We start from the raw sequence: 18,992 nt of genomic DNA on the forward strand, positions 1-18,992 counted from the left end.
CCTGCGCCGTGCGGATGCGCCTTCGGCGCCGGTCAGCCGAGGTCGGTGACTTTACGCCTCGGCACCGGCCGCACGGATCCGCTCTGAGCCACGCGGTGGCCCGCTCCTACCGGGTCAGGCCGTGATGCGGTCGATCACCAGCGGGAGCAGGGCCGGGTCGGCGCTCTCCCCTACGGTGTAGGCGCCCTCCAGCGCGGCGAGCGCCCGCTCGAAGCGGAAGATCTCGTCGGCGTGCAGCGTCATCAGCGGCTGCCCCTCGCGGACCAGGTCCCCCGGCTTGGCATGCAGCACGATGCCCGCGCCGAACGACACCGGGTCCTCCTTGCGCTCCCGGCCCGCACCGAGCCGCCAGGCCGCCAGGCCCACGCCGTACGCGTCGAGCCTGGACAGCACACCGGACGCGGGCGCGGTGATCTCCATGCTCTCTGTGGCCCTGGGCAGCGGGGCGTCCGGGTCGCCGCCCTGGGCGGAGATCATCCGGCGCCAGGCGTCCATCGCCGAGCCGTCCGCGAGGGCCCGCTCGGGGTCCTTGCCCCCGGACAGGCCGGCCGCCTGGAGCATCTCCCGTGCCAGCCGTACGGTCAGCTCGACCACGTCGGCGGGGCCGCCGCCGGCGAGCACCTCGACCGACTCGGTGACCTCCAGCGCGTTGCCCACGGTCAGGCCCAGCGGCCGGTCCATGGCGGTCAGCAGCGCGACCGTGTTGACTCCGGCGTCGGTGCCCAGCGCGACCATGGTCTCGGCCAGCTCGCGGGCCCGCTCGGGGGTCTTCATGAAGGCCCCGGAGCCGACCTTGACGTCCAGCACCAGCGCGCCGGTGCCCTCGGCGATCTTCTTCGACATGATCGAGGAGGCGATCAGCGGGATCGACTCGACCGTACCGGTGACGTCGCGGAGCGCGTACAGCTTCTTGTCGGCCGGAGCGAGCCCGTCGCCCGCCGCGCAGATGACCGCGCCGGCCTTGCCGAGCACGTCGAGCATCCCCTCGTTGGACAGGGACGCCTGCCAGCCGGGGATGGACTCCAGCTTGTCCAGGGTGCCGCCGGTGTGGCCGAGCCCCCTGCCGGACAGCTGGGGCACGTACCCCCCGCACGCGGCGACCAGCGGAGCCAGCGGCAGTGTGATCTTGTCACCGACACCGCCGGTGGAGTGCTTGTCCGTGGTGGGCCCCGGCAGCGCCGACCAGTCCATCCGCGCCCCGGAACGGATCATGGCCTGGGTCCACTCGGCGATCTCCCGCCGGTTCATGCCGTTGAGCAGGATCGCCATCGCGAGCGCGGACATCTGCTCGTCGGCGACGACGCCCTTGGTATAGGCGTCGATCACCCAGTCGATCTGCTCGGCCGACAGCTCACCGCCGTCCCGCTTGGTGACGATGACGTTGATCGCGTCCATGCTCAGGCCCCCCGGCTCAGGTTCTCGGGCCCGAAGGCGTACGGCAGGATCTCCGACATCGGCTTCGGGCCGTCGATGGTCTCCAGCAGCAGCTCGGAGCCGCCGAACTCGTACAGCAGCTGGCGGCACCTGCCGCACGGCATGAGCAGTTCCTCGTGCCCGTCGACGCAGGTGAAGGCGACCAGGCGGCCACCACCCGTGGCCTGGAGCGCGGAGACCAGCCCGCACTCGGCGCACAGTCCGATGCCGTAGGAGGCGTTCTCGACGTTGCAGCCGGACACGATCCGCCCGTCGTCCACCAGGGCGGCGGCGCCGACCGGGAACTTCGAGTAGGGGGCATAGGCATGCCCCATGGCTCGCACGGCCTCGACCTTGAGCGCCGCCCAATCGATTGCCACCATCAGTGCTGTTCCCCCCGGCGGTAGCGCACGCCGTCCGCCTGGGGTGCGCGCAGGCTCTGCGAGGCCGCGGAGAGCACCAGCAGCGTCAGTACGTGCGGTGTGATGAAGACGAACTCGTTGGGCAGCTTATCGACGGTCATCCAGAGCCAGACCAGCACCACGGCGGCGAGCACGGCCGCCACCGCGGCCGTGTACTGCCTGACACCGGGCTCTCCCGCGGCCAGGCGCCTGCGGACCTCGCGGCCGGTGTAGATCAGCAGCAGCAGGGCGCCGAAGAGCAGCAGGCCGGTGACCGCCTGGGAGCTGCGGAGCTGGAGGCCGTCGGCGTAGCCGAACAGGGAGGCTCCGGCGGCGAGACCGCCGGGCCGCCAGTTACCGAAGATCATCGCTGCCAGCCCGATGAACCCCCGGCCCGCGGTCTGCCCCTCGACGTACTTGGTGGTCACGAAGACCAGGAAGACGCCGCCGAGGCCGGCCAGCGCGCCGGAGATGACCGTCGCGACGTACTTGGTCAGGTAGACGTTGACGCCCAGCGACTCCGCCGCCCACGGGTTCTCGCCACAGGAGCGCAACCGGAGTCCGAAGGAGGTGCGCCACAGGAGGAAGAACGTCAGCGGGATCAGCGCCACCGCCAGGATGACCAGGACGTTCACGTCGTGGGTGAGGCCGCGCAGGATCCCGGCCACGTCGGAGAGCAGGAACCAGTGCGTGTTCTCCAGCTTCCCGAGCAGATCGGGACCGTCGGAGAGGAGCGGCAGGCTGACGCTCGGAGCCTCCGAGGAGAGCGTGGGCGAGGAGGTGATGCCCGCGCCCTTCTCGCCCGCGGCCGTGCCCTGCGCGTACAGCACCTCGGACAGGAAGCGGGTGACGCCGGGGCCGAGAAGGTTGATCGCCACACCGCTGATGATGTGGTCGACGCCGAACGACACGGTCGCGATCGCGTGGATCAGGCCGCCGATCGCGCCGCCGGCCAGGCCGGCGAGCAGCGCCGCGGTGGCCCCCCACTGGTAACCGGCCCATCCGGCGAACCAGGTGCCGAGCACCATCATGCCTTCGAGACCGATGTTGACGATGCCCGCGCGCTCGGCCCACAGCCCGCCGAGACCGGCCAGCCCGATGGGGACGGCGAGCAGCAGGGCCGCCGAGAAGGTTCCCGAGGACGTGAGCTCGGGCGCATCCGCGATGACCCGCGCCAGGGAGAGCAGCAGGATGAGCACAGCCACCCCGACGAGCGCCAGGTGGTAGCGGCGTACGCGGCGGGCTTCCGAGGATGCCACGGACGTGGTCATGCGGCCACCTCTGCTCGCTGAGTGGTACCGAGTTGACGGGCGGCCCGCCGTTCCTCCTGGCGTATCGACATCCGGCTGGTGACCTCGTTGGCGATCACGACCATCAGCACGATCGAGCCCTGGATGATGGCGACGACGGAGGGCGGGATGTCGGCGAACTGCAGGGGCGCGGACGCGCGGTCCAGGAAGCCGAAGAGCAGCGCGGCCACCGCGATGCCGGCGGGCTTGTTCCTGCCCAGCAGCGCGACCGCGATGCCGAGGAAGCCGAGGCCGGCGGTGAAGTTCGAGCCGTAGGCGTGGGTACGGCCGAGGATCTCCGGCAGACCGATCAGGCCGGCGATCGCACCGGAGAGGACCATCGCGGAGATCACCATGCGCTTGGCGTCGACGCCGGAGGCGAGAGCGGCCGGGGGGTTCAGGCCGCTGGCCTTGACCTCGAAGCCGAACCGGGTGCGTTCGAGGACCAGCCAGATGATCACCCCGAGCAGGATCGCCACCATGAGGAAACCCCACAGGCCGCTGCGCGGAGCGGGCAGGCCGAACATCTCGAACAGGACGTTCAGGTTGGGGAACCAGGCCGATTCCGGCAGCTCGGGGGTGGACGTCGTCAGCTTCCCCGCCGTGCGTTCCCCCGCGAACGGGCCCCGGACCAGGAAGGCGGCGAGGTTGACCGCGATGTAGTTGAGCATGATCGTGGAGATCACCTCATTCACGCCCCTCGTCACCTTGAGTACGGCGGGGATGAACGCGTAGAGGCCGCCCACCAGCATCGCGACCACGATGATCAGAGTGATCTGGATCGGTCCGGGGAGCACGAACTGGGATCCCACGAAGGCGGCGACGATCGCCGCGATCCGGTACTGCCCCTCGACACCGATGTTGAAGAGGTTCATCCGGAAGCCGATCGCGACCGCGAGTCCCGCGATGAACAGCGGGACCGCGCGGTTGAGGATGAAGGTGAGGGCGTTGACCACCTCTGGCTGGGTGTCGCCGAAGTCGAACATCGCCCCCAGCGCGGTGACCGGGCTGGCTCCGGCGGCCAGGATCGCGATGCTCGAAATTCCCATGGCGAGCAGCACGGCCACCACCGCACCCGCCACGGTCAGCAGCGTGCGTTGCAGCCTCGCGGGCATCATGCCTTCTCCTCCGCGATGGCACCGGTCATGTATCCGCCGAGTTGTTCGGGGGTGACCTGGCCTGGGTCGAGGCGGGCCACCATGCGCCCGCCGTAGATGACGTGGAGGGTGTCCGACAGGCCGATCAGCTCGTCGAGGTCCGCCGAGATCAGCAGCACCGCGAGGCCGCCCGCGCGGGCGGCGCGCAGGTGGTCCCAGATGGCGGCCTGGGCGCCGACGTCCACCCCCCGGGTCGGATGGGCGGCGATGAGGAACTTCGGGTCGCCGCTCATCTCACGCCCGACGATCAGCTTCTGCTGGTTGCCGCCGGAGAGCGCCAGGGCGAGGGTGTCGATGCTCGGGGTACGGACGTCGTACTCGTGCACGATGCGCTCGGTGTCCTTGCGCGAGGCCGCGCGGTTCACCCAGATCCCCTTGCGGGCGGGCTTCCTGGTCTGGTGTCCGAGCACCCGGTTCTCCCACAGGGACGCCTCAAGAAGCAGCCCCTGGCGGTGCCGGTCCTCCGGGATGTAGCCGATGCCCGACTCGCGGCGGCGGAGCGTGGACCAGGCGGTGATGTCCTCCTCGGCGAGAAGGATCCGCCCGCCGTCGAGCGTCCGCAGGCCCATGATGGCCTCGATCAGCTCGGACTGGCCGTTGCCCTCGACCCCGGCGATGCCCAGAACCTCACCGGCGTGGACCGTGAAGCTGACATCGGATAGGAGTGGTTTGGCACCCGTTCCCTGGAGTGTCGCGTCACACACGTCGAGGACGACGCGGTCGGTGACCGTGGAGTCCCTGGTCTCCGGGGTGGGCAGCTCGCTGCCGACCATCAGCTCGGCGAGCTGCCTGGCCGTCGTGGAAGCGGGATCGACGCTGGCGACGGTGGTGCCGCGCCGGATCACCGTGATGGCGTCGGCGATGCTCAGCACCTCGTCGAGTTTGTGCGAGATGAAGATGACCGTGAAGCCGTCGGCCTTGAGTTCGCGCAGGTTGGCGAAGAGCTCCTCGACCTCCTGGGGGACGAGGACGGCCGTCGGCTCGTCGAGGATGAGGACGCGCGCTCCCCGGTACAGGACCTTGAGGATCTCCACCCGCTGCCGGTCGCCGACGCCGAGTTCCTCGACCATCCGGTCGGGGTCGACCCGCAGGCCGTGATCTCCCGCGAGCTGGACGATGCGCTTGCGCGCGCCCTTCACATCCAGGACTCCGGCCTTCGCGGGCTCGGCGCCGAGGATGATGTTCTCCAGCACCGTCAGGTTGTCGGCGAGCATGAAGTGCTGGTGCACCATTCCGATGCCGGCCGCGATCGCGTCGCCGGGGGTACGGAAGGTGACCTCCTCGCCGTTGACGTAGATCTTGCCCTCGTCGGGCCGCTGCATGCCGTACAGGATCTTCATCAGCGTGGACTTGCCCGCGCCGTTCTCGCCCACGATGGCATGCACGGAACCGGCCTCGATGACGATCCGGATGTCATGGTTGGCGACGACGCCGGGAAAGCGCTTGGTGATGCCCTCCAGCTTCACCGCGGGGGGCGTCACGGCCGGGGTGTCCGAGCTCGTCGACAATGCGTTCTCCTGAGGAGCCAACCGGCTCGCGGATCGTGATCGAGACAGGGAGAAGCCCGGGGGGTGCCCCCGGGCTCTCGGAAGTCGCTCCCCGTCCCCTTTTTTCGAGGGGTACGGGGAACGGGCTTACGGCTTCGAGGGAACGGTGATCGAACCGTCGACGATCTTCTTCTTGGCCTCGTCGACCTTGGCGGTGACGTCGTCGATGAAGCCACCGGAGGTGGACAGGCCGACGCCGTCGACCTTCAGGTCGTAGATGGCGTTGGTGCCGCCCTTGGCGCCACCCTGGAACGCCTTGATGAACTCGAACACGCCGACGTCGACCCGCTTGAGCATCGAGGTCATGATGACCTTCTTGAGGTCGGCCTCCTTGACCGTCTCGTACTGGTCGGAGTCGACGCCGATGGCCTGCTTGCCCGCGGCGGCGGCGGCCTGGAAGACACCCAGGCCGGAGTCACCGGAGGCGTGGTAGACGATGTCCGCGCCGTCCTGGTACATCTTCTCCGCGGCGATCTTGCCCTTGTCCGGGGCCTTGAAGCCGCTGAAGTCGCCGTCCGGGGTCAGGTACTTGATGTCGATCTTGACGTCCGACTTGACCGACTTGGCACCGGCCTCGAACCCGGCCTGGAACTTCTTGATCAGGTCGTTCTCGACGCCGCCGACGAACCCGAGGTGGTTCGACTTGCTCTTCTCGGCAGCCGCCACGCCCGCGAGGTAGGAGCCCTGCTCCTCGGCGAAGAGCAGACCGGTCACGTTCGGCCCGTTGGAGGCCGAGTCGACCACCGCGAACTGGAGGTCGGGGAACTCGGTGGCGACCTTCTGGATGTCCTCGCCGTAGGCGAAGCCGACACCGACGATCGGGTTGTAGCCCGCTTCGGCCAGCTGGCGGAGCAGCTCGCCGCGGTTGGAGCCGTCGGCCGCCGGGCTGAGGTCCTTGATCTCGGCGCCGAGTTCCTTCTGCGCGCGCTCCAGACCGGCGTAGGCGGAGTCGTTGAAGGACTTGTCCCCGCGACCGCCGACGTCGTAGGCCAGGCCGATCTTCAGTCCAGACGCCTGGGGTGCCTCGCTGCTCGCCCCGGAACTGGCCGCCGGGCTCGCCGTCGTATCCGTACCGCCACCACAGGCGGCCGCTGCCATGAGCATGGCACCCGCCGCGGTGACCATCGTCATCTTGCCGAACTGACTGCGGAGCAAGGTGACTCCTCCGTCCCTCTTCGCCGTACCGAATTTGTGCACGCGCGAAGGAACGCACGGCAACCCTGGACGGAATGTAGTTGGTCGGATAGAGCACTCCAAACCATCGCTCAAGTCCGCAACCTGCCTGTTACCGACCTCAAGCGAGACTGTGACCAGAACGGATCCCACTCCCGGTGCCTTTTCGAGGATTCAGGGCTTCCGAACACCTGCCAGGCGGCCTCTCCCGTCCGGGATCCGCCGTTCCGGAAACGACGGCGGCTGTGACCAAACTCTCCCGGCCCGGTAGAACACACAGCGGGCCCGGAGGGGGGACACCCCCGCCGGACCCGCGTGGTCAGCGCGTCAGCTGTCGGCCTTCAGCGCCATCAGGGCCTCGCCCGCGACGGGCCGCTGCCCCTCCCAGAGCGCGGTCAGCGCGGTCGCCGCGAGGAACCGCACCCCGACGCCGATGGCCCTCTCGTCCACGTCGAAGGTGCCCTGGTGGATGTCCGCCAGGTGCGCCGTTCCCGGCTCGCGGGTGCCGAGCCTGGCGAACGCGCCGGGGATGGACTCCAGGTACCAGCCGAAGTCCTCACCCCCCAGGCTCTGCTCCGTCGGCCCGGAGGCGCCCTCGCCGAGCACGCCCTCCGCGGCCTCGGCCAGCATCTGCACGCTGACCTTCTCGTTGACCACCGGCGGCACGCCGCGCGTGTAGTCCATCTCGGCCTCGACGCCGTACGCGCCCGCGACCGACTCCAGCAGCGACTTGATCATGTCGGGGGCCGCGTGCCAGGCCGCCTCGTCCAGGCAGCGCACGGTGCCCTCGGCGACGCCGTCGTCCGGGATGGCGTTGGCCACCGAACCCGCCTCCACCCGGCCCCAGACCAGGCTGAGCGAGGAGCGGGGGTCGACCCGGCGGGAGAGCGCGGCGGGCAGCTCGGTGAGGATCTTGGCGAGCGCGAAGACGAGGTCGGCGGTGAGGTGCGGCCTGGCGGTGTGCCCGCCGGGACCGCTCACCCGGATCGTCACCTTGTCGCAGGCCGAGGTGATGGGACCGGACTTGAGGCCGACCCTGCCGACGTCCAGCCGGGGGTCGCAGTGCAGGCCGAAGATGCGGTCGACACCGCTGATGCCACCGGAGGCCATGACCTCAAGCGCACCGCCGGGAAGCTCCTCGGCGGGCTGGAAGATCAGCCGGACCCTGCCGGGTAGCAGGCCGGCCTCGGCCTGCTGGGCGAGGAAGAGCGAGGTGCCGAGCAGGACCGCGGTGTGCACGTCGTGGCCGCAGGCGTGGCACACGCCGGGGACCGTCGAGCTGTAGGAGACGTCCTTCTCGTCCGGCACCGGCAGCGCGTCGATGTCGGCCCGCAGTGCCACGGTGGGGCCGTCACCGCTGCCGACGTCGCAGAGCAGGCCGGTGCCGCGCGGCAGCACCGAGGGGACCAGCCCGGCGGCTGTCAGGCGCTCGGCGATGCGCTGCGTCGTGCGGTATTCGGCGAACGCGAGCTCGGGATGCATGTGCAGGTCTCGACGGAAGTTGATCAATTCCTGCTCGCGACCGGCGAGGAACGTGTCGAGTTCTCCCCGCAAATTACGCCCCCGCATTGTTCACCGTCCTATTCCGCGCCGGCGGTCCTTCATCCTCGACGCACCGTGCCACTGCCCAGGATCTCGAAACCCATGAGACAGTCTCGAAAAAAAGTGATCGCCACACCGACGGGCCGGAGTGGGTCTCACGGGCCGTGTCAGCACGGGCTGGTCGACGCCGACGCGGGAGCTGCGAGCCTGTGGTCCGGGGCAGCCGTCGCATTGGCGATGACAACGACTTTATCTCGCCCCGCGAGCAACTCGCCGACATCCACGCCAAATGTTTTGCCGCCCCATACCTCACTCGTACACCTTCCCCCCCGAGAGAACCAGACGGGATGACTCATATTGACTACGGGACGGTAGTCGTGTGGGGTGACGGCCCTGCCGGAGGATGACAGCTCCGAGCCACTTCCAAACATCGCCGACCTGGCAATTTACCTGACCTTCGGTGCCGGTCATCGAACCCGGCGGAGTGATGCAAATGGGATGAATGCATGTTTCACTCCTCACATGATCGCTAACATCCCATTCGGGGAGAGGCAGTCGCGTTTGAGCATATTTGAACCGGACGAGGGCATGCTGGTGGTCCTCCCCTCGTTGTCGCTTCCCCAGGATGAACTGCGCAGGATCACCGGAGCCCTCTGCTACGAGGAACGACTGCTCTTCCTGCTCCTCACCCTGAGAGAGCCGAAGGTCGAGGTCGTCTACCTCACCTCGATGCCGGTGAACGACGCGGTCGTGGACTACTACCTGAGCTTCCTCGACGATCCGGACGAGGCCCGCACCCGGCTGCAAATGATCAGTTTGGATGATCCGGACACGCACCCGCTCAGCGAGGCGCTGCTGCGCCGCCCGGATGTGATCGAACGTGTCCGCGCCGCGCTCGGGAACCGTCGAAGGACCCGCGAGGACGGCGGCGGCGCCTGGATGGTGCCGTTCGTGGTGAGCGAGTACGAGGAACGCCTCGCCGAACTGCTCTCCCTGCCGGTGTACGGCCCGGCCACCTCCCTGGCCCACCTGGGGTCCAAGAGCGGTGGACGCGCGATCGGCGACGAGGCCGGGGTACCGACGGTCAGGGGCTTCGGCGACCTGCGTTCGCTGACCGAGGTGGAGCACGCCGCCCGCGCGATGAGCCCCACGACCAAGCTGATGGTCAAGCTCAACAACAGCTACTCGGGGCTCGGCAACGCCATCGTGACCAAGGACGACCGGCCGCTCGTCTCCTGCCCCACGAGCTTCTCCGCCGCCGACGAGAACTGGACGACGTTCGCCGAGAAGATCGCCGAGCGGGGGGCGGTGATCGAGGAGTTCATCGAGGACCGGCCGCTGCGCTCCCCCAGCGCGCTGGCCAGGATCACCCCCGGCGGCGGCTACGACGTGGTCGCCACCCACGAGCAGGTCCTCGGCGGCCCCAACGGGGATGTCTACCAGGGCTGTAGCTTCCCGGCCCGGCGGGAGTACCGCGCCGAGCTGGGCGCGTACACCGAGCGGATCGCCGGGGTCCTGGCGGACCGCGGCGTGGTGGGACTGTTCGGCGTCGACTTCTTCGCCGTCAAGACCGACGGCGGCTACCGGACGTTGCTGTGTGAGATCAACCTGCGCATCGGCGGCACCACCCACCCGCTCGGCGCCGCGATCCTGACCACCGGCGCGTCGTACGACCCCGGCACCGGCACGCTGATGCGCGACGGGCGGCCGAAGTACTACGTGGCGACGGACAACTGCGCCTCCCCCACGCTGAAGGGCCGCACTCCCGGGGAGGTCGTCAAGCTGGTCCACGACGCGGGGCTCGGCTTCGACCGCGAGAGCCGCACCGGGAACGTGCTGCACCTGCTGGGCGCGATCACGGAGTTCGGCAAGCTGGGGTTCACCAGCATCGGCGACTCCGCCGAGGAGGCCGCCGAGCTACACCGAAGAACCCTGCTCACGCTGCGACCAACCGCGTAGGCCGATCACGCCGAGCACGATCGCGAGCACGATGTTGACGGCGATCAGGATTCCGTGGACCACGTAGAAGGCCGTCGGGTGGCCGTCCGCGAGGTTGAAGCCAAGGTTGATCCATTCGAAGATCATGAAAGCGGCAAGGCCGATCAGAAAAGCGGCGATCTTTCGTGATATTTGCATGGTGTCAGTATCCCGCCGAGTGGCCCGTACCTGGTCAGGGCACCTCTAACTCTATGCGAACCGGCACGAAGCTACCCTGAGATCATCATGGGGATCAAACATCTCGCGCCCGTCGGGGTGCTGCTCGCGGCGACCACCTTTCTCGGCGCACCCGCTCAGGCCAGGACCGCGGGTGTGTCCGCGACCGGTTCTCCGGCCGGTCCACATGGCGCGGACCTCCTGAACGATCTCGGGGGGTGGCCGTCGGCCACCGGTTCGCTGGGCCCGCACGCGCGGGGCGAGAGGGAGCCGGTCGGCGGCTCCCGGCTCGGTGAGCGGGGCCTCATCGTCCCCCCGGGCGTGAAGGCCCCGCCGAAGACCGCCGCGAAGGCGTACGTGATCGCCGACGCCGAGACCGGCGCGGTACTGGCGGCCAAGGACGCCCACGGGCGCTACCTGCCCGCGAGCACGCTGAAGGCGCTGACCGCGCTCACCCTGATCCCGAAGCTGGACAAGAACCGGAGGATCAGGCCGAGCAGTCGCGCGGTGAACGAGGAGGGCAGCGCGGTCGGCCTGGTCACCAAGCCCCTCTACACCGTCGACGACCTGTTCAAGGCGCTGATGCTGGTCTCGGGCAATGACTGCGCGATGGCGCTGGCCGAGGCCAACGGCGGCCTGGCCGCGACCCTGGCGGACATGAACGCCGAGGCCAAGCGCCTGCAGGCTTTCGACACGGTGGCCAAGACCCCCAGCGGGCTGGACAAGCCCGGCCAGAGCAGCTCGGCGTACGACCTGGCGCTGATCGCCCGCGCCGGCCTAGCCAACGCCGATTTTCGGCGATATATCAGCACAAAGACTGACAAGTTCCCGGCGCCCAAGGGCTACTACGAGATCGGCAACCACAACAAGCTGCTCTGGCGCTACAAGGGCATGATCGGCGTCAAGAACGGCTGGACCTCCAAGGCCCTGGGCAGCTTCGTCGGCGCGGCCAAGCGCAACGGTCACACGATCATCGTGTCGATCATGCGCCACGACGGCTACTTCTGGGAGGAGGTCGCCGACCTGCTCGACTGGGGCTTCGCCAACCGCGGCAGGGTCGCCCCGGTCGGACAGCTGGTCGACCCGATCCCCGAACCCACCCCGCTGCCCGCTCCCCCGACCGCCTCGGCACCTCCCGCCCCCACCTCCGGCTCCGAGCGGAACCCCGCCGCGGCCGCCAGACCCGCCGACGAGGGCATCCCGATCGGCTACTACGTCCTCGGCGCCGGCCTGCTCGGCGGCCTGGTCTGGCTGGTGTACGGCCTGCGCAGGCGTTTCCGCTGAGGCGCGTTCCGCGGATCGCGACCAGGATCACCGATACGTCATCCGGGGAGGCTCTGGCGACGGGCCCCGCGCGGCGGGCAGGGCCCTGAACCCCAGGACGGCGAGCACCAGGGCGACGAGCAGGAGCGCCGCCGTCTGGCCGAGCGTGCCGAGCATGATGGTCCGGCTCACCTCGTCCGCGGCGTCGAAGCCGTGCTCGAACCTGGCGAGGCGGGCACAGAGCACCGGCACCGCCAGGATCGCCAGGGCCAGTGGCCACGAGGGCGTGCGCCAGGCGGGAGAACGGAGGTGCACGCACACGTAGCCGACGCCCGCGCCCAGGATCAGCGTGCTCGCCAGACCGAGGAGGTCGAGCCACGGCCACCACCAGGCGGGCGTGTCGGGGGACGCCACCAGCCGGAACAGCACACTGACCGCGATACCGGCGGCGAGGGGAGGGGCGAGAAGCCACAGGGGGCGGCGGGCCGGCCGGGCGTCACGGTGAAAGCCGGTCCACAGAGCCGACAGCACGACCAGCGGACTCAGCAGCCCGGCCAGTGCCTCGAACGTGCCCCCCGCCGAACTCGTCAAGACGTGGAGTTCCGGCACGAAGGCGAGGAGTGCCAGCGCCTTGGCCGTGCGCACATGGCCGAGAACGAGTGCGACGAAGGGCGCGATCCAGACGGCTCCGGCCAGGCTTCTCAGAATGTTCGCGAGCCGCTCGAACGACCCGAGGGGTCCTGCCTCCTGGGCGAGCGAGGGGTGGACGGTACCGATCACCCCGTACGTGTTCAAGGCGGCCACGATGGTCAGGACCGCGAGAAAGGCCTGGAAGAGCAGTCCCAGCAGGGCCACCAGGCGGACCGTCTCGCCCCACGAGAGGGATCTCGGCCCCGCGCCCGCGCCGCCGAGGCGGACCCGGACCGCCAGCGCGGCCACACTGGCGATCTCCGACCAGCGGGGCCGGGGTCCGTCCGCGTCGGAGACATCCGGCGAACCCTCCAGGAAGACGGAGACCATCTCCTCCTCGCGCTCGGCGCGGTAGGAGGCGGGCAGCAGGCGCAGCCAGTAGCGGTAGCGCTCCTCCAGCAGGCTCACCGGCGCACCACCCCGGCGCGGGTCACCGGCAGACCGTTGATCCGCCCCGGAGGCAGCCGGGACGTCGCTCTGCTCGTTCATCGGTGGAATCGTCCTCTCGCCGGTTCTCACGAGTTCATCAGGCGCGCCCGGAGTGCACTCGGCCTCATGCCGGCCCGCCCGCGGCGGACGGACGTCCGTGCCTGGCGCGGAGGCGGTCGACCGCGGTCCTGGCGTTCTCCGCGAGCCGGACGGCCTCGGCCTCCAGCGTCCGCGACCCCGCGTCGGTGAGCCGGTAGTAACGGCGCAGCCGCCCCTGCTGGACCTCCTCGCGGTCCAGCGCCACCAGCCCGTCGCCCGTCAGCCGGTCGAGCACGCCGTACAGCGTGCCGACCTTGAGCCGGACCCGTCCGCCGGACAGTTGCTCGACCTCCCGCACGATGCCGTAGCCGTGACACGGCGCGTCGACCAGCGCGGTGAGGATGAGGAACGCGGGCTCCGTCATCGCCCTTGTAGTCATGCCTCACAGCATATATCGGGAAGCATGATATTAGGTAGAGCGGACCGAGGGCGATGCCCGGACAGGGGCCGGCGGTCAGGTGGGGATGGCGTTGGCGGGAACCGGAGTGGGATAGGGCGGGGGGCCGAGGGAGGCCGTCGCGGTCCAGGCGGCGGCGTACATGATGACCCGGGCCGAGAGGTTGATCCACACCAGCAGGCCGACCACCACGGCGAACACCCCGTAGATGGGGTTGTTCAGGGTGTGCGCCAGGATCAGCGCCGCGAGCTGCTTGAGCAGGGCGAAGCCGACCGCGCCGAACAGGGCGCCGCACAGCAGCACCCGGAACGGCTGCCTGGAACGCCCCAGCCAGCGCAGGATGATCAGGAAGACGACGACGTCGGCGAGCACGCTGACCGCCACGCCCACCAGCCGGATCGTGACCGTGCCGACCACCGACTCCGACAGGCCCAGCCATTCGGCCACGGTCCCGCTGGCCTGGGTGGCGAAACCGCCGACCAGCACCGAGAGGACCATGGTGGTGCCGACGAGGATGAGCGCCGACAGGTCCCTGAGCTTGGCCAGGAAGAAGTTGAGCGGCGGCTCGGTGGTCATGGAGATCTCGCGCAGCGCGCCGCGCAGGGCGTCGATCGCACCGAGCCCGGCGTAGAGCAGTCCGAGCAGGCCGATGGCGCCCGCGCTCGCCCGTGAGTCGGCGATCTCCTGGATCGGCAGCTTGTCGGCGAGACCCGGCAGGTACTGGTTGATCGCCTCCCGCAGGGTCGCGGTGGCGTTGGGCCTGACGGAGAGGAAGTAGCCGAACACCGCGAAGGCCAGCGCGATGATCGGGAAGAACGACAGGAAGGCGAAGTAGCTGACCGCTCCCGCGAGCCGGTCTCCGGACTGAATCTGGTATCGCTGGACGGTCCTGACCAGATGGTCGAACCAGGGCCACCTGATCCGGGCCGCGCCCAGCACCGCTCTGAACCGTTCACGACCCGCTTGCACACGTTCCATCACACTTGCCACGTGCGCCCTCTACCCAATCGCCGCCGTCCCGATCGTGGACGGTGGCGAAAAAGCAGCCGTGCGTACCCGGAGGATCACGGGGTGGGCAGGAAGCCCACCCGGTCGCGGACCTTGGCCATGGTCTCGGCGGCCACCGCGCGGGCCCGCGCGGCCCCGACGGCGAGCATCCTGTCGAGTTCGGCCTCGTCGGCGAGCAGCTTCTCGGTCCGCTCGCGGATCGGGGTGAAGGTGTCGACCACCAGCTCGGCGACGTCCTTCTTGAAGGTGCCGTACCCCTGCCCGACGTAGCGGGCCTCCAGCTCACCGATGGGAGTCCCGCTCAGCGCGGACTGGATGCGCAGCAGGTTGGTGATGCCCGGCTTGTCGTCGTCGTCGGCGAGAACCTCGGAACCGGTGTCGGTGACCGCGCGCATGACCTTCTTGCGGAGCGGCCCCGGCTGCTCCAGCAGGTCGAGGATGCCGGCGGGCGAGGAGGAGGACTTCGACATCTTCGCCGTCGGCTCCTGGAGGTCGGTGATCTTCTCGACCCCCTTGACGATGTGCGGCTCGGGCACCGTGAAGGTCTCGCCGAAGCGGTGGTTGAAGCGCTGCGCGAGGTCGCGGGTGAGCTCCAGGTGCTGCTTCTGGTCGGCGCCGACCGGAACCTTGTTGGCCTGGTAGAGCAGGATGTCGGCGGCCTGCAGGATCGGGTAGGTGAACAGGCCCACGCTGGCCGAGCTCTCACCGTGCTTGGCCGACTTGTCCTTGAACTGGGTCATCCGCCCCGCCTCGCCCATACCGGTGAGGCAGATCAGCACCCAGGCCAGCTCGGTGTGCTCGCGGACGTGGCTCTGCACGAAGACCGTGGACCGCTCGGGGTCGAGACCGGCGGCGAAGAGCTGGGCGGCGGCGACCCTGGAGCGCCTGCGCAGCTCTTCCGGCCGGTAGTCCACCGTGATCGCGTGCAGGTCGACGACGCAGTAGAAGGCGTCGTAGCCCTCCTGCATCGCGACGTACTGCCGCACCGCGCCGAGGTAGTTTCCCAGGTGGAAGGAGTCGGCGGTGGGCTGGATTCCCGACAGGACGCGAGGGCTGGCCATAGCCACCAATTCTGTCAGCTGTCGGGAGTGGTCGGTGCCTCGGTCCGCGAAGTACTCCGTTTGATCCTGACCCTGGCGACCCGGCGGCCGTCCATGTCGGTGACCTTCAACTCGAATCCGGGGATCTCCACCCGCTCCCCGAGCGCGGGCAGGTGGCCGAGTCTCGACATGACGAACCCGCCGAGGGTCTCGTACGGGCCGTCGGCCAGGCGGATCCCGCTCTCGGCCGCCACCTCGTCGAGGTTGGCCAGCCCGTCGAGCTCGACCTCCCCCGCGGGCAGCGCGACGTGCTCGTCTGCCACGTCGTGCTCGTCGCGGATGTCGCCGATGAGTTCCTCGACCAGGTCCTCCAGGGTGACGATGCCCGCGGTGCCGCCGTACTCGTCGACCACGATCGCCAGGTGGTGTCCCTCCTTGCGCATCTCCGACAGCGTGGCCATCACCCGCTTGCTGGTGGGGACCAGCTTGACCGGGCGGATCGGCACCAGCTCGCTGATCGGCTCGATGGAGCCGGTCAGCACCGGGTCGAGCAGGTCACGGATGTGGACGAAGCCCACGATGTCATCGTAGGAGTCGCGGTAGACGGGGAAGCGGGAGTGCGGCATGGCCGCTGCCAGGATCGCCGCCTCGGCCAGCCGCGTGTCGGCGGCCATGAACTCCACCTCGGTGCGTGGCAGCATCACCTCGCGGAGCTGCCGCTTGCCCGCCGCGAAGACCTCGCCGATCAGGTGGCGCTCGTCGTCGGTGAGCTCCTGATGGCCCACCACCATCTCGCGCAGCTCCTCGGTGGAGATCTCCTCGCGGTCGGTGCCCGGGTCGCCACCGAGCAGCTTCACCACCCCGTCGGTGGACTTGGACAGCGCCCAGATGATCGGCCGCGAGAGCGCGGCCATCCTGTCGAGGAACGGCGCGACCAGCAGCGAGATCCCCTCGGCGCGCTGCCTGGCGATCCTTTTCGGCGCGAGCTCGCCGAGGACCAGCGAGGTGTACGAGATGACCAGCGTCACCACTACCAGGGCGAGCGGGTCCGCCGCGGCCTCCGGCACCCCCCAGCCCGTCATCACCGGGGTGAAGTCCCTGGCCAGGGTGTCGGCGCCCAGGGCGGCCGAGAGCATGGTCGCCACGGTGACGCCGATCTGCACCGCGGACAGGAAGCGGTTGGGGTCCCGGGCGAGCTTGGCAGCCCGCACCCCCCTGCGCCCCCGGGTGCCGAGCCGCCTGACCTGGCTCTCCCTGAGGGAGACCATGGCCATCTCGGCCGCGGCGAAGAAGCCTCCCATCAATACGAAGAGCATGACCAGGGCGATGTTCGCCAGGACGCTGTTCACGAGATCGTCTCCGTCATGGCGGTCGCCCGTTCCGGCGGTGGCCGATATTTGATGTGCCAGCATATGCTGGCGTAGAGTTACAAAAACAAACAAGTACAAACAACATCAAACAGGAGGCTCTGTGAAGCTGCTCGTCACCGGAGGCGCCGGATACATAGGCAGCGCCGTGGCGGCACAACTCGTCGAGGCGAACCACCAGGTCACCGTGCTGGACGACCTCTCCACCGGCCACGCCGACGCGGTGCCACCGGGCGCCCGCTTCGTCGAGGGGTCGATCACCGAGGCCGCCGAGGTGCTCAACGGCATCGACGGCGTGCTGCACTTCGCGGCGAAGTCCCTGGTCGGCGAGTCCGTGGAGCGGCCCGGCCTGTACTGGGCGCACAACCTCGGCGGCACCCTGGCCCTGCTCGACGCCATGCGGGGCGCCGGGGTGGGCAGGATTGTCTTCTCCTCCACCGCCGCGACGTACGGCGAGCCGGAGCGCTCCCCGATCCTGGAGACCGACCCGACCCGGCCCACCAACCCCTACGGCGCGTCCAAGCTCGCGGTCGACACCGCGCTGAGCACGTTCGCCGGGCTGTACGGCCTGGCCGCGGTGAGCCTGCGCTACTTCAACGTGGGCGGCGCCTACACCGCCGGGGACGGCAACGTCTACCGCGAGCGTCACGCCACAGAAACCCACCTGATCCCTAACATCCTCGCCGTCCCGCTCGGCGAACGCGAGTCCGTCAGCCTGTTCGGCACGGACTACCCGACCCCCGACGGCACATGCGTGCGCGACTACATCCATCTGGCCGACCTCGCCAGGGCCCACCTGCTGGCGCTGGACGCCTGCTCGCCGGGCGAGCACAAGATCTACAACCTGGGTAACGGGACCGGTTTCTCGGTCTCCGAGGTGCTGTCGGTCTGCCGCGAGGTGACCGGCCACGAGATCCCCGCGGTCGTGCGCGAGCGCCGCGCCGGTGACCCGGCCGTGCTGGTGGCCTCCTCCGAGAAGGTCCGGCGCGAGCTCGGCTGGAAGCCGGAGCACCCGTCGCTCCGTGACGTCGTCGCCGACGCCTGGGCCGCCCTGCGCGGCTGACCGGCTCCCGCCATGCCCGAGACGCGTACCGACTCGGAGTGCCACGCCTACCTCAGGCTGAAGCGGGCCGTGTTGTTGGCCGGACGGCGGTCGCCCAGCCGCAGGGAGTAGACGGTCGCCTCGGCCCGCGGCGCGTGCCCGCGGGCCACGAAGGCGAGCATGAAACTCACCCTCCTGCCCGCGCCGACCGTACGCAGCCGGCAGCCGACGTAGGCCGGATGGGAGTCGCACCGCGCGCCCCTCGCCGACATGAGGCGCGCGCCGCCGGTGTCGAAGAAGACCCCGGCGTCGTGGACACGCCGCGGCCCGCGGTTGCGCACCACCGCGGACACGGTGACCAGACGGCCCGCGCGCGCCGCGCGCGAGAGCCTGACCGCGAGGTCCGTACCGTCGTCCACCTCGGTCAGCGTCTGGGAGTGATTGTTCGTCTCGTCGTCGTCCACGACCTCGGAGGAGAGCGACGCGCTCGCCACCAGCGGGCCTCGCGCACCGGTCCTGACCACCCCGTTGATCGTCACCCCACCGGTCTGCCCGGCGGGGACGTCCTTCGTCGCGGCGCAGACCACCTCACCGGCGGTGGCACCGGGAAGGCACTCGGCGACGTTGACCCCGATCACCTCCACCCCGTCGGGCAGCCGGACCGTGAGCAGCGGCAGCACCGCGTCTCCGGGGCCGGCGTTGCGCACCTCGGCACGGTAGGTCAGCGGCTGTCCCGGTTGCGCGCGCTTCGGAGAGACGGTCAGCCGCACCGACAGGTCGGCACCGCCCCAGCCCTCGTCGTCGGGCGAGGCCGACGCCGCCCGGGGTACCGTCGCGAGCACGAGACAGATCACCCCTGCGACGATCCGTACCGCGACGTGCTCCCTGAACAGCGATCCCCCGACCATAAGTGATCATTGAACGCCGGGGCACCCCGCCCCGCGATGATCGACACGCCGTCTTTTCCCTTCGCCGCCCGTG

The 18,992-nt window shown here is 69.6% G+C and carries 17 protein-coding genes; 3 read left to right on the forward strand and 14 right to left on the reverse strand.

Annotated elements, in window-relative coordinates:
* Positions 1 to 114 precede the first annotated feature (114 nt).
* From IG98_RS0116340 to IG98_RS0116370, 7 genes are all read right to left on the reverse strand, one after another.
* Positions 115 to 1,395: a thymidine phosphorylase gene (locus IG98_RS0116340; RefSeq protein WP_030912499.1), complete on the reverse strand. Its 1,281-nt coding sequence runs from the start codon at positions 1,393 to 1,395 to the stop codon at positions 115 to 117.
* Positions 1,396 to 1,397: 2 nt separating this feature from the next.
* Positions 1,398 to 1,796: a cytidine deaminase gene (locus tag IG98_RS0116345; protein ID WP_037970518.1), complete on the reverse strand. Its 399-nt coding sequence runs from the start codon at positions 1,794 to 1,796 to the stop codon at positions 1,398 to 1,400.
* Entirely contained in the window at positions 1,796 to 3,085 is a 1,290-nt protein-coding gene (locus IG98_RS0116350; protein WP_030912509.1) for an ABC transporter permease, read from the reverse strand. The genes IG98_RS0116345 and IG98_RS0116350 overlap by 1 nt, the downstream gene beginning before the upstream one ends.
* Entirely contained in the window at positions 3,082 to 4,221 is a 1,140-nt protein-coding gene (locus tag IG98_RS0116355) for an ABC transporter permease (RefSeq protein ID WP_030912511.1), read from the reverse strand. The genes IG98_RS0116350 and IG98_RS0116355 overlap by 4 nt, the downstream gene beginning before the upstream one ends.
* Positions 4,218 to 5,768, reverse strand: a complete 1,551-nt coding sequence (locus tag IG98_RS0116360; protein ID WP_030912514.1) for an ABC transporter ATP-binding protein — start codon at positions 5,766 to 5,768, stop codon at positions 4,218 to 4,220. Before IG98_RS0116360 ends, IG98_RS0116355 begins: the two co-directional genes overlap by 4 nt.
* A 126-nt stretch (positions 5,769 to 5,894) precedes the next feature.
* Complete coding sequence (locus IG98_RS0116365) at positions 5,895 to 6,962, reverse strand: BMP family lipoprotein (RefSeq protein WP_211264001.1); 1,068 nt, start codon at positions 6,960 to 6,962, stop codon at positions 5,895 to 5,897.
* Positions 6,963 to 7,307: 345 nt separating this feature from the next.
* A complete protein-coding gene (locus tag IG98_RS0116370) occupies positions 7,308 to 8,549 on the reverse strand; it encodes a M20 family metallopeptidase (protein WP_030912519.1) in 1,242 nt (413 codons plus the stop codon).
* Between the two features lie 534 nt (positions 8,550 to 9,083).
* On the opposite strand from IG98_RS0116370, the gene IG98_RS0116375 reads away from it, so the two are divergent.
* Positions 9,084 to 10,481 carry a peptide ligase PGM1-related protein gene (locus IG98_RS0116375; protein WP_245651585.1) on the forward strand — a complete coding sequence of 466 codons (1,398 nt, stop codon included), beginning with the start codon at positions 9,084 to 9,086 and terminating at the stop codon, positions 10,479 to 10,481.
* On the opposite strand, the gene IG98_RS0116380 is transcribed toward IG98_RS0116375, so the two are convergent.
* Positions 10,440 to 10,658 (reverse strand): SCO4848 family membrane protein, encoded by a 219-nt coding sequence (locus IG98_RS0116380; protein WP_030912524.1) that lies wholly within the window; start codon positions 10,656 to 10,658, stop codon positions 10,440 to 10,442. The genes IG98_RS0116375 and IG98_RS0116380 overlap by 42 nt on opposite strands.
* 87 nt (positions 10,659 to 10,745) lie before the next feature.
* Here IG98_RS0116380 and IG98_RS0116385 point away from each other — a divergent pair, with 87 nt between their 5' ends.
* Complete coding sequence (locus IG98_RS0116385) at positions 10,746 to 11,960, forward strand: D-alanyl-D-alanine carboxypeptidase family protein (protein WP_037970521.1); 1,215 nt, start codon at positions 10,746 to 10,748, stop codon at positions 11,958 to 11,960.
* Between the two features lie 27 nt (positions 11,961 to 11,987).
* Here IG98_RS0116385 and IG98_RS0116390 read toward each other — a convergent pair whose 3' ends face one another.
* The 5 genes from IG98_RS0116390 to IG98_RS0116410 form a co-directional block, all read right to left on the reverse strand.
* The gene (locus IG98_RS0116390) at positions 11,988 to 13,118 is read right to left on the reverse strand and encodes a hypothetical protein (protein ID WP_030912528.1); all 1,131 of its coding nucleotides are present in this window, start codon (positions 13,116 to 13,118) and stop codon (positions 11,988 to 11,990) included.
* 64 nt (positions 13,119 to 13,182) lie between these two features.
* A complete protein-coding gene (locus IG98_RS0116395) occupies positions 13,183 to 13,536 on the reverse strand; it encodes a PadR family transcriptional regulator (RefSeq protein ID WP_245651586.1) in 354 nt (117 codons plus the stop codon).
* A 75-nt stretch (positions 13,537 to 13,611) separates the two neighbouring features.
* Positions 13,612 to 14,532, reverse strand: a complete 921-nt coding sequence (locus IG98_RS0116400; RefSeq protein WP_051752217.1) for a YihY/virulence factor BrkB family protein — start codon at positions 14,530 to 14,532, stop codon at positions 13,612 to 13,614.
* An 86-nt stretch (positions 14,533 to 14,618) separates the two neighbouring features.
* Complete coding sequence (gene trpS, locus IG98_RS0116405) at positions 14,619 to 15,623, reverse strand: tryptophan--tRNA ligase (RefSeq protein ID WP_211264002.1); 1,005 nt, start codon at positions 15,621 to 15,623, stop codon at positions 14,619 to 14,621.
* A gap of 14 nt (positions 15,624 to 15,637) precedes the next feature.
* A complete protein-coding gene (locus tag IG98_RS0116410; RefSeq protein WP_030912537.1) occupies positions 15,638 to 16,951 on the reverse strand; it encodes a hemolysin family protein in 1,314 nt (437 codons plus the stop codon).
* A gap of 121 nt (positions 16,952 to 17,072) precedes the next feature.
* On the opposite strand from IG98_RS0116410, the gene galE reads away from it, so the two are divergent.
* Positions 17,073 to 18,032 (forward strand): UDP-glucose 4-epimerase GalE, encoded by a 960-nt coding sequence (galE, locus tag IG98_RS0116415; protein ID WP_030912539.1) that lies wholly within the window; start codon positions 17,073 to 17,075, stop codon positions 18,030 to 18,032.
* Positions 18,033 to 18,079: 47 nt separating this feature from the next.
* Here the strand turns inward: galE and IG98_RS0116420 are convergent, their stop codons facing one another.
* A complete protein-coding gene (locus IG98_RS0116420) occupies positions 18,080 to 18,919 on the reverse strand; it encodes a DUF11 domain-containing protein (RefSeq protein ID WP_030912541.1) in 840 nt (279 codons plus the stop codon).
* Between the last annotated feature and the right edge of the window lie 73 nt (positions 18,920 to 18,992).

It is taken from the genome of Streptosporangium amethystogenes (assembly GCF_000721075.1).
GTDB lineage: Bacteria > Actinomycetota > Actinomycetes > Streptosporangiales > Streptosporangiaceae > Streptosporangium > Streptosporangium amethystogenes.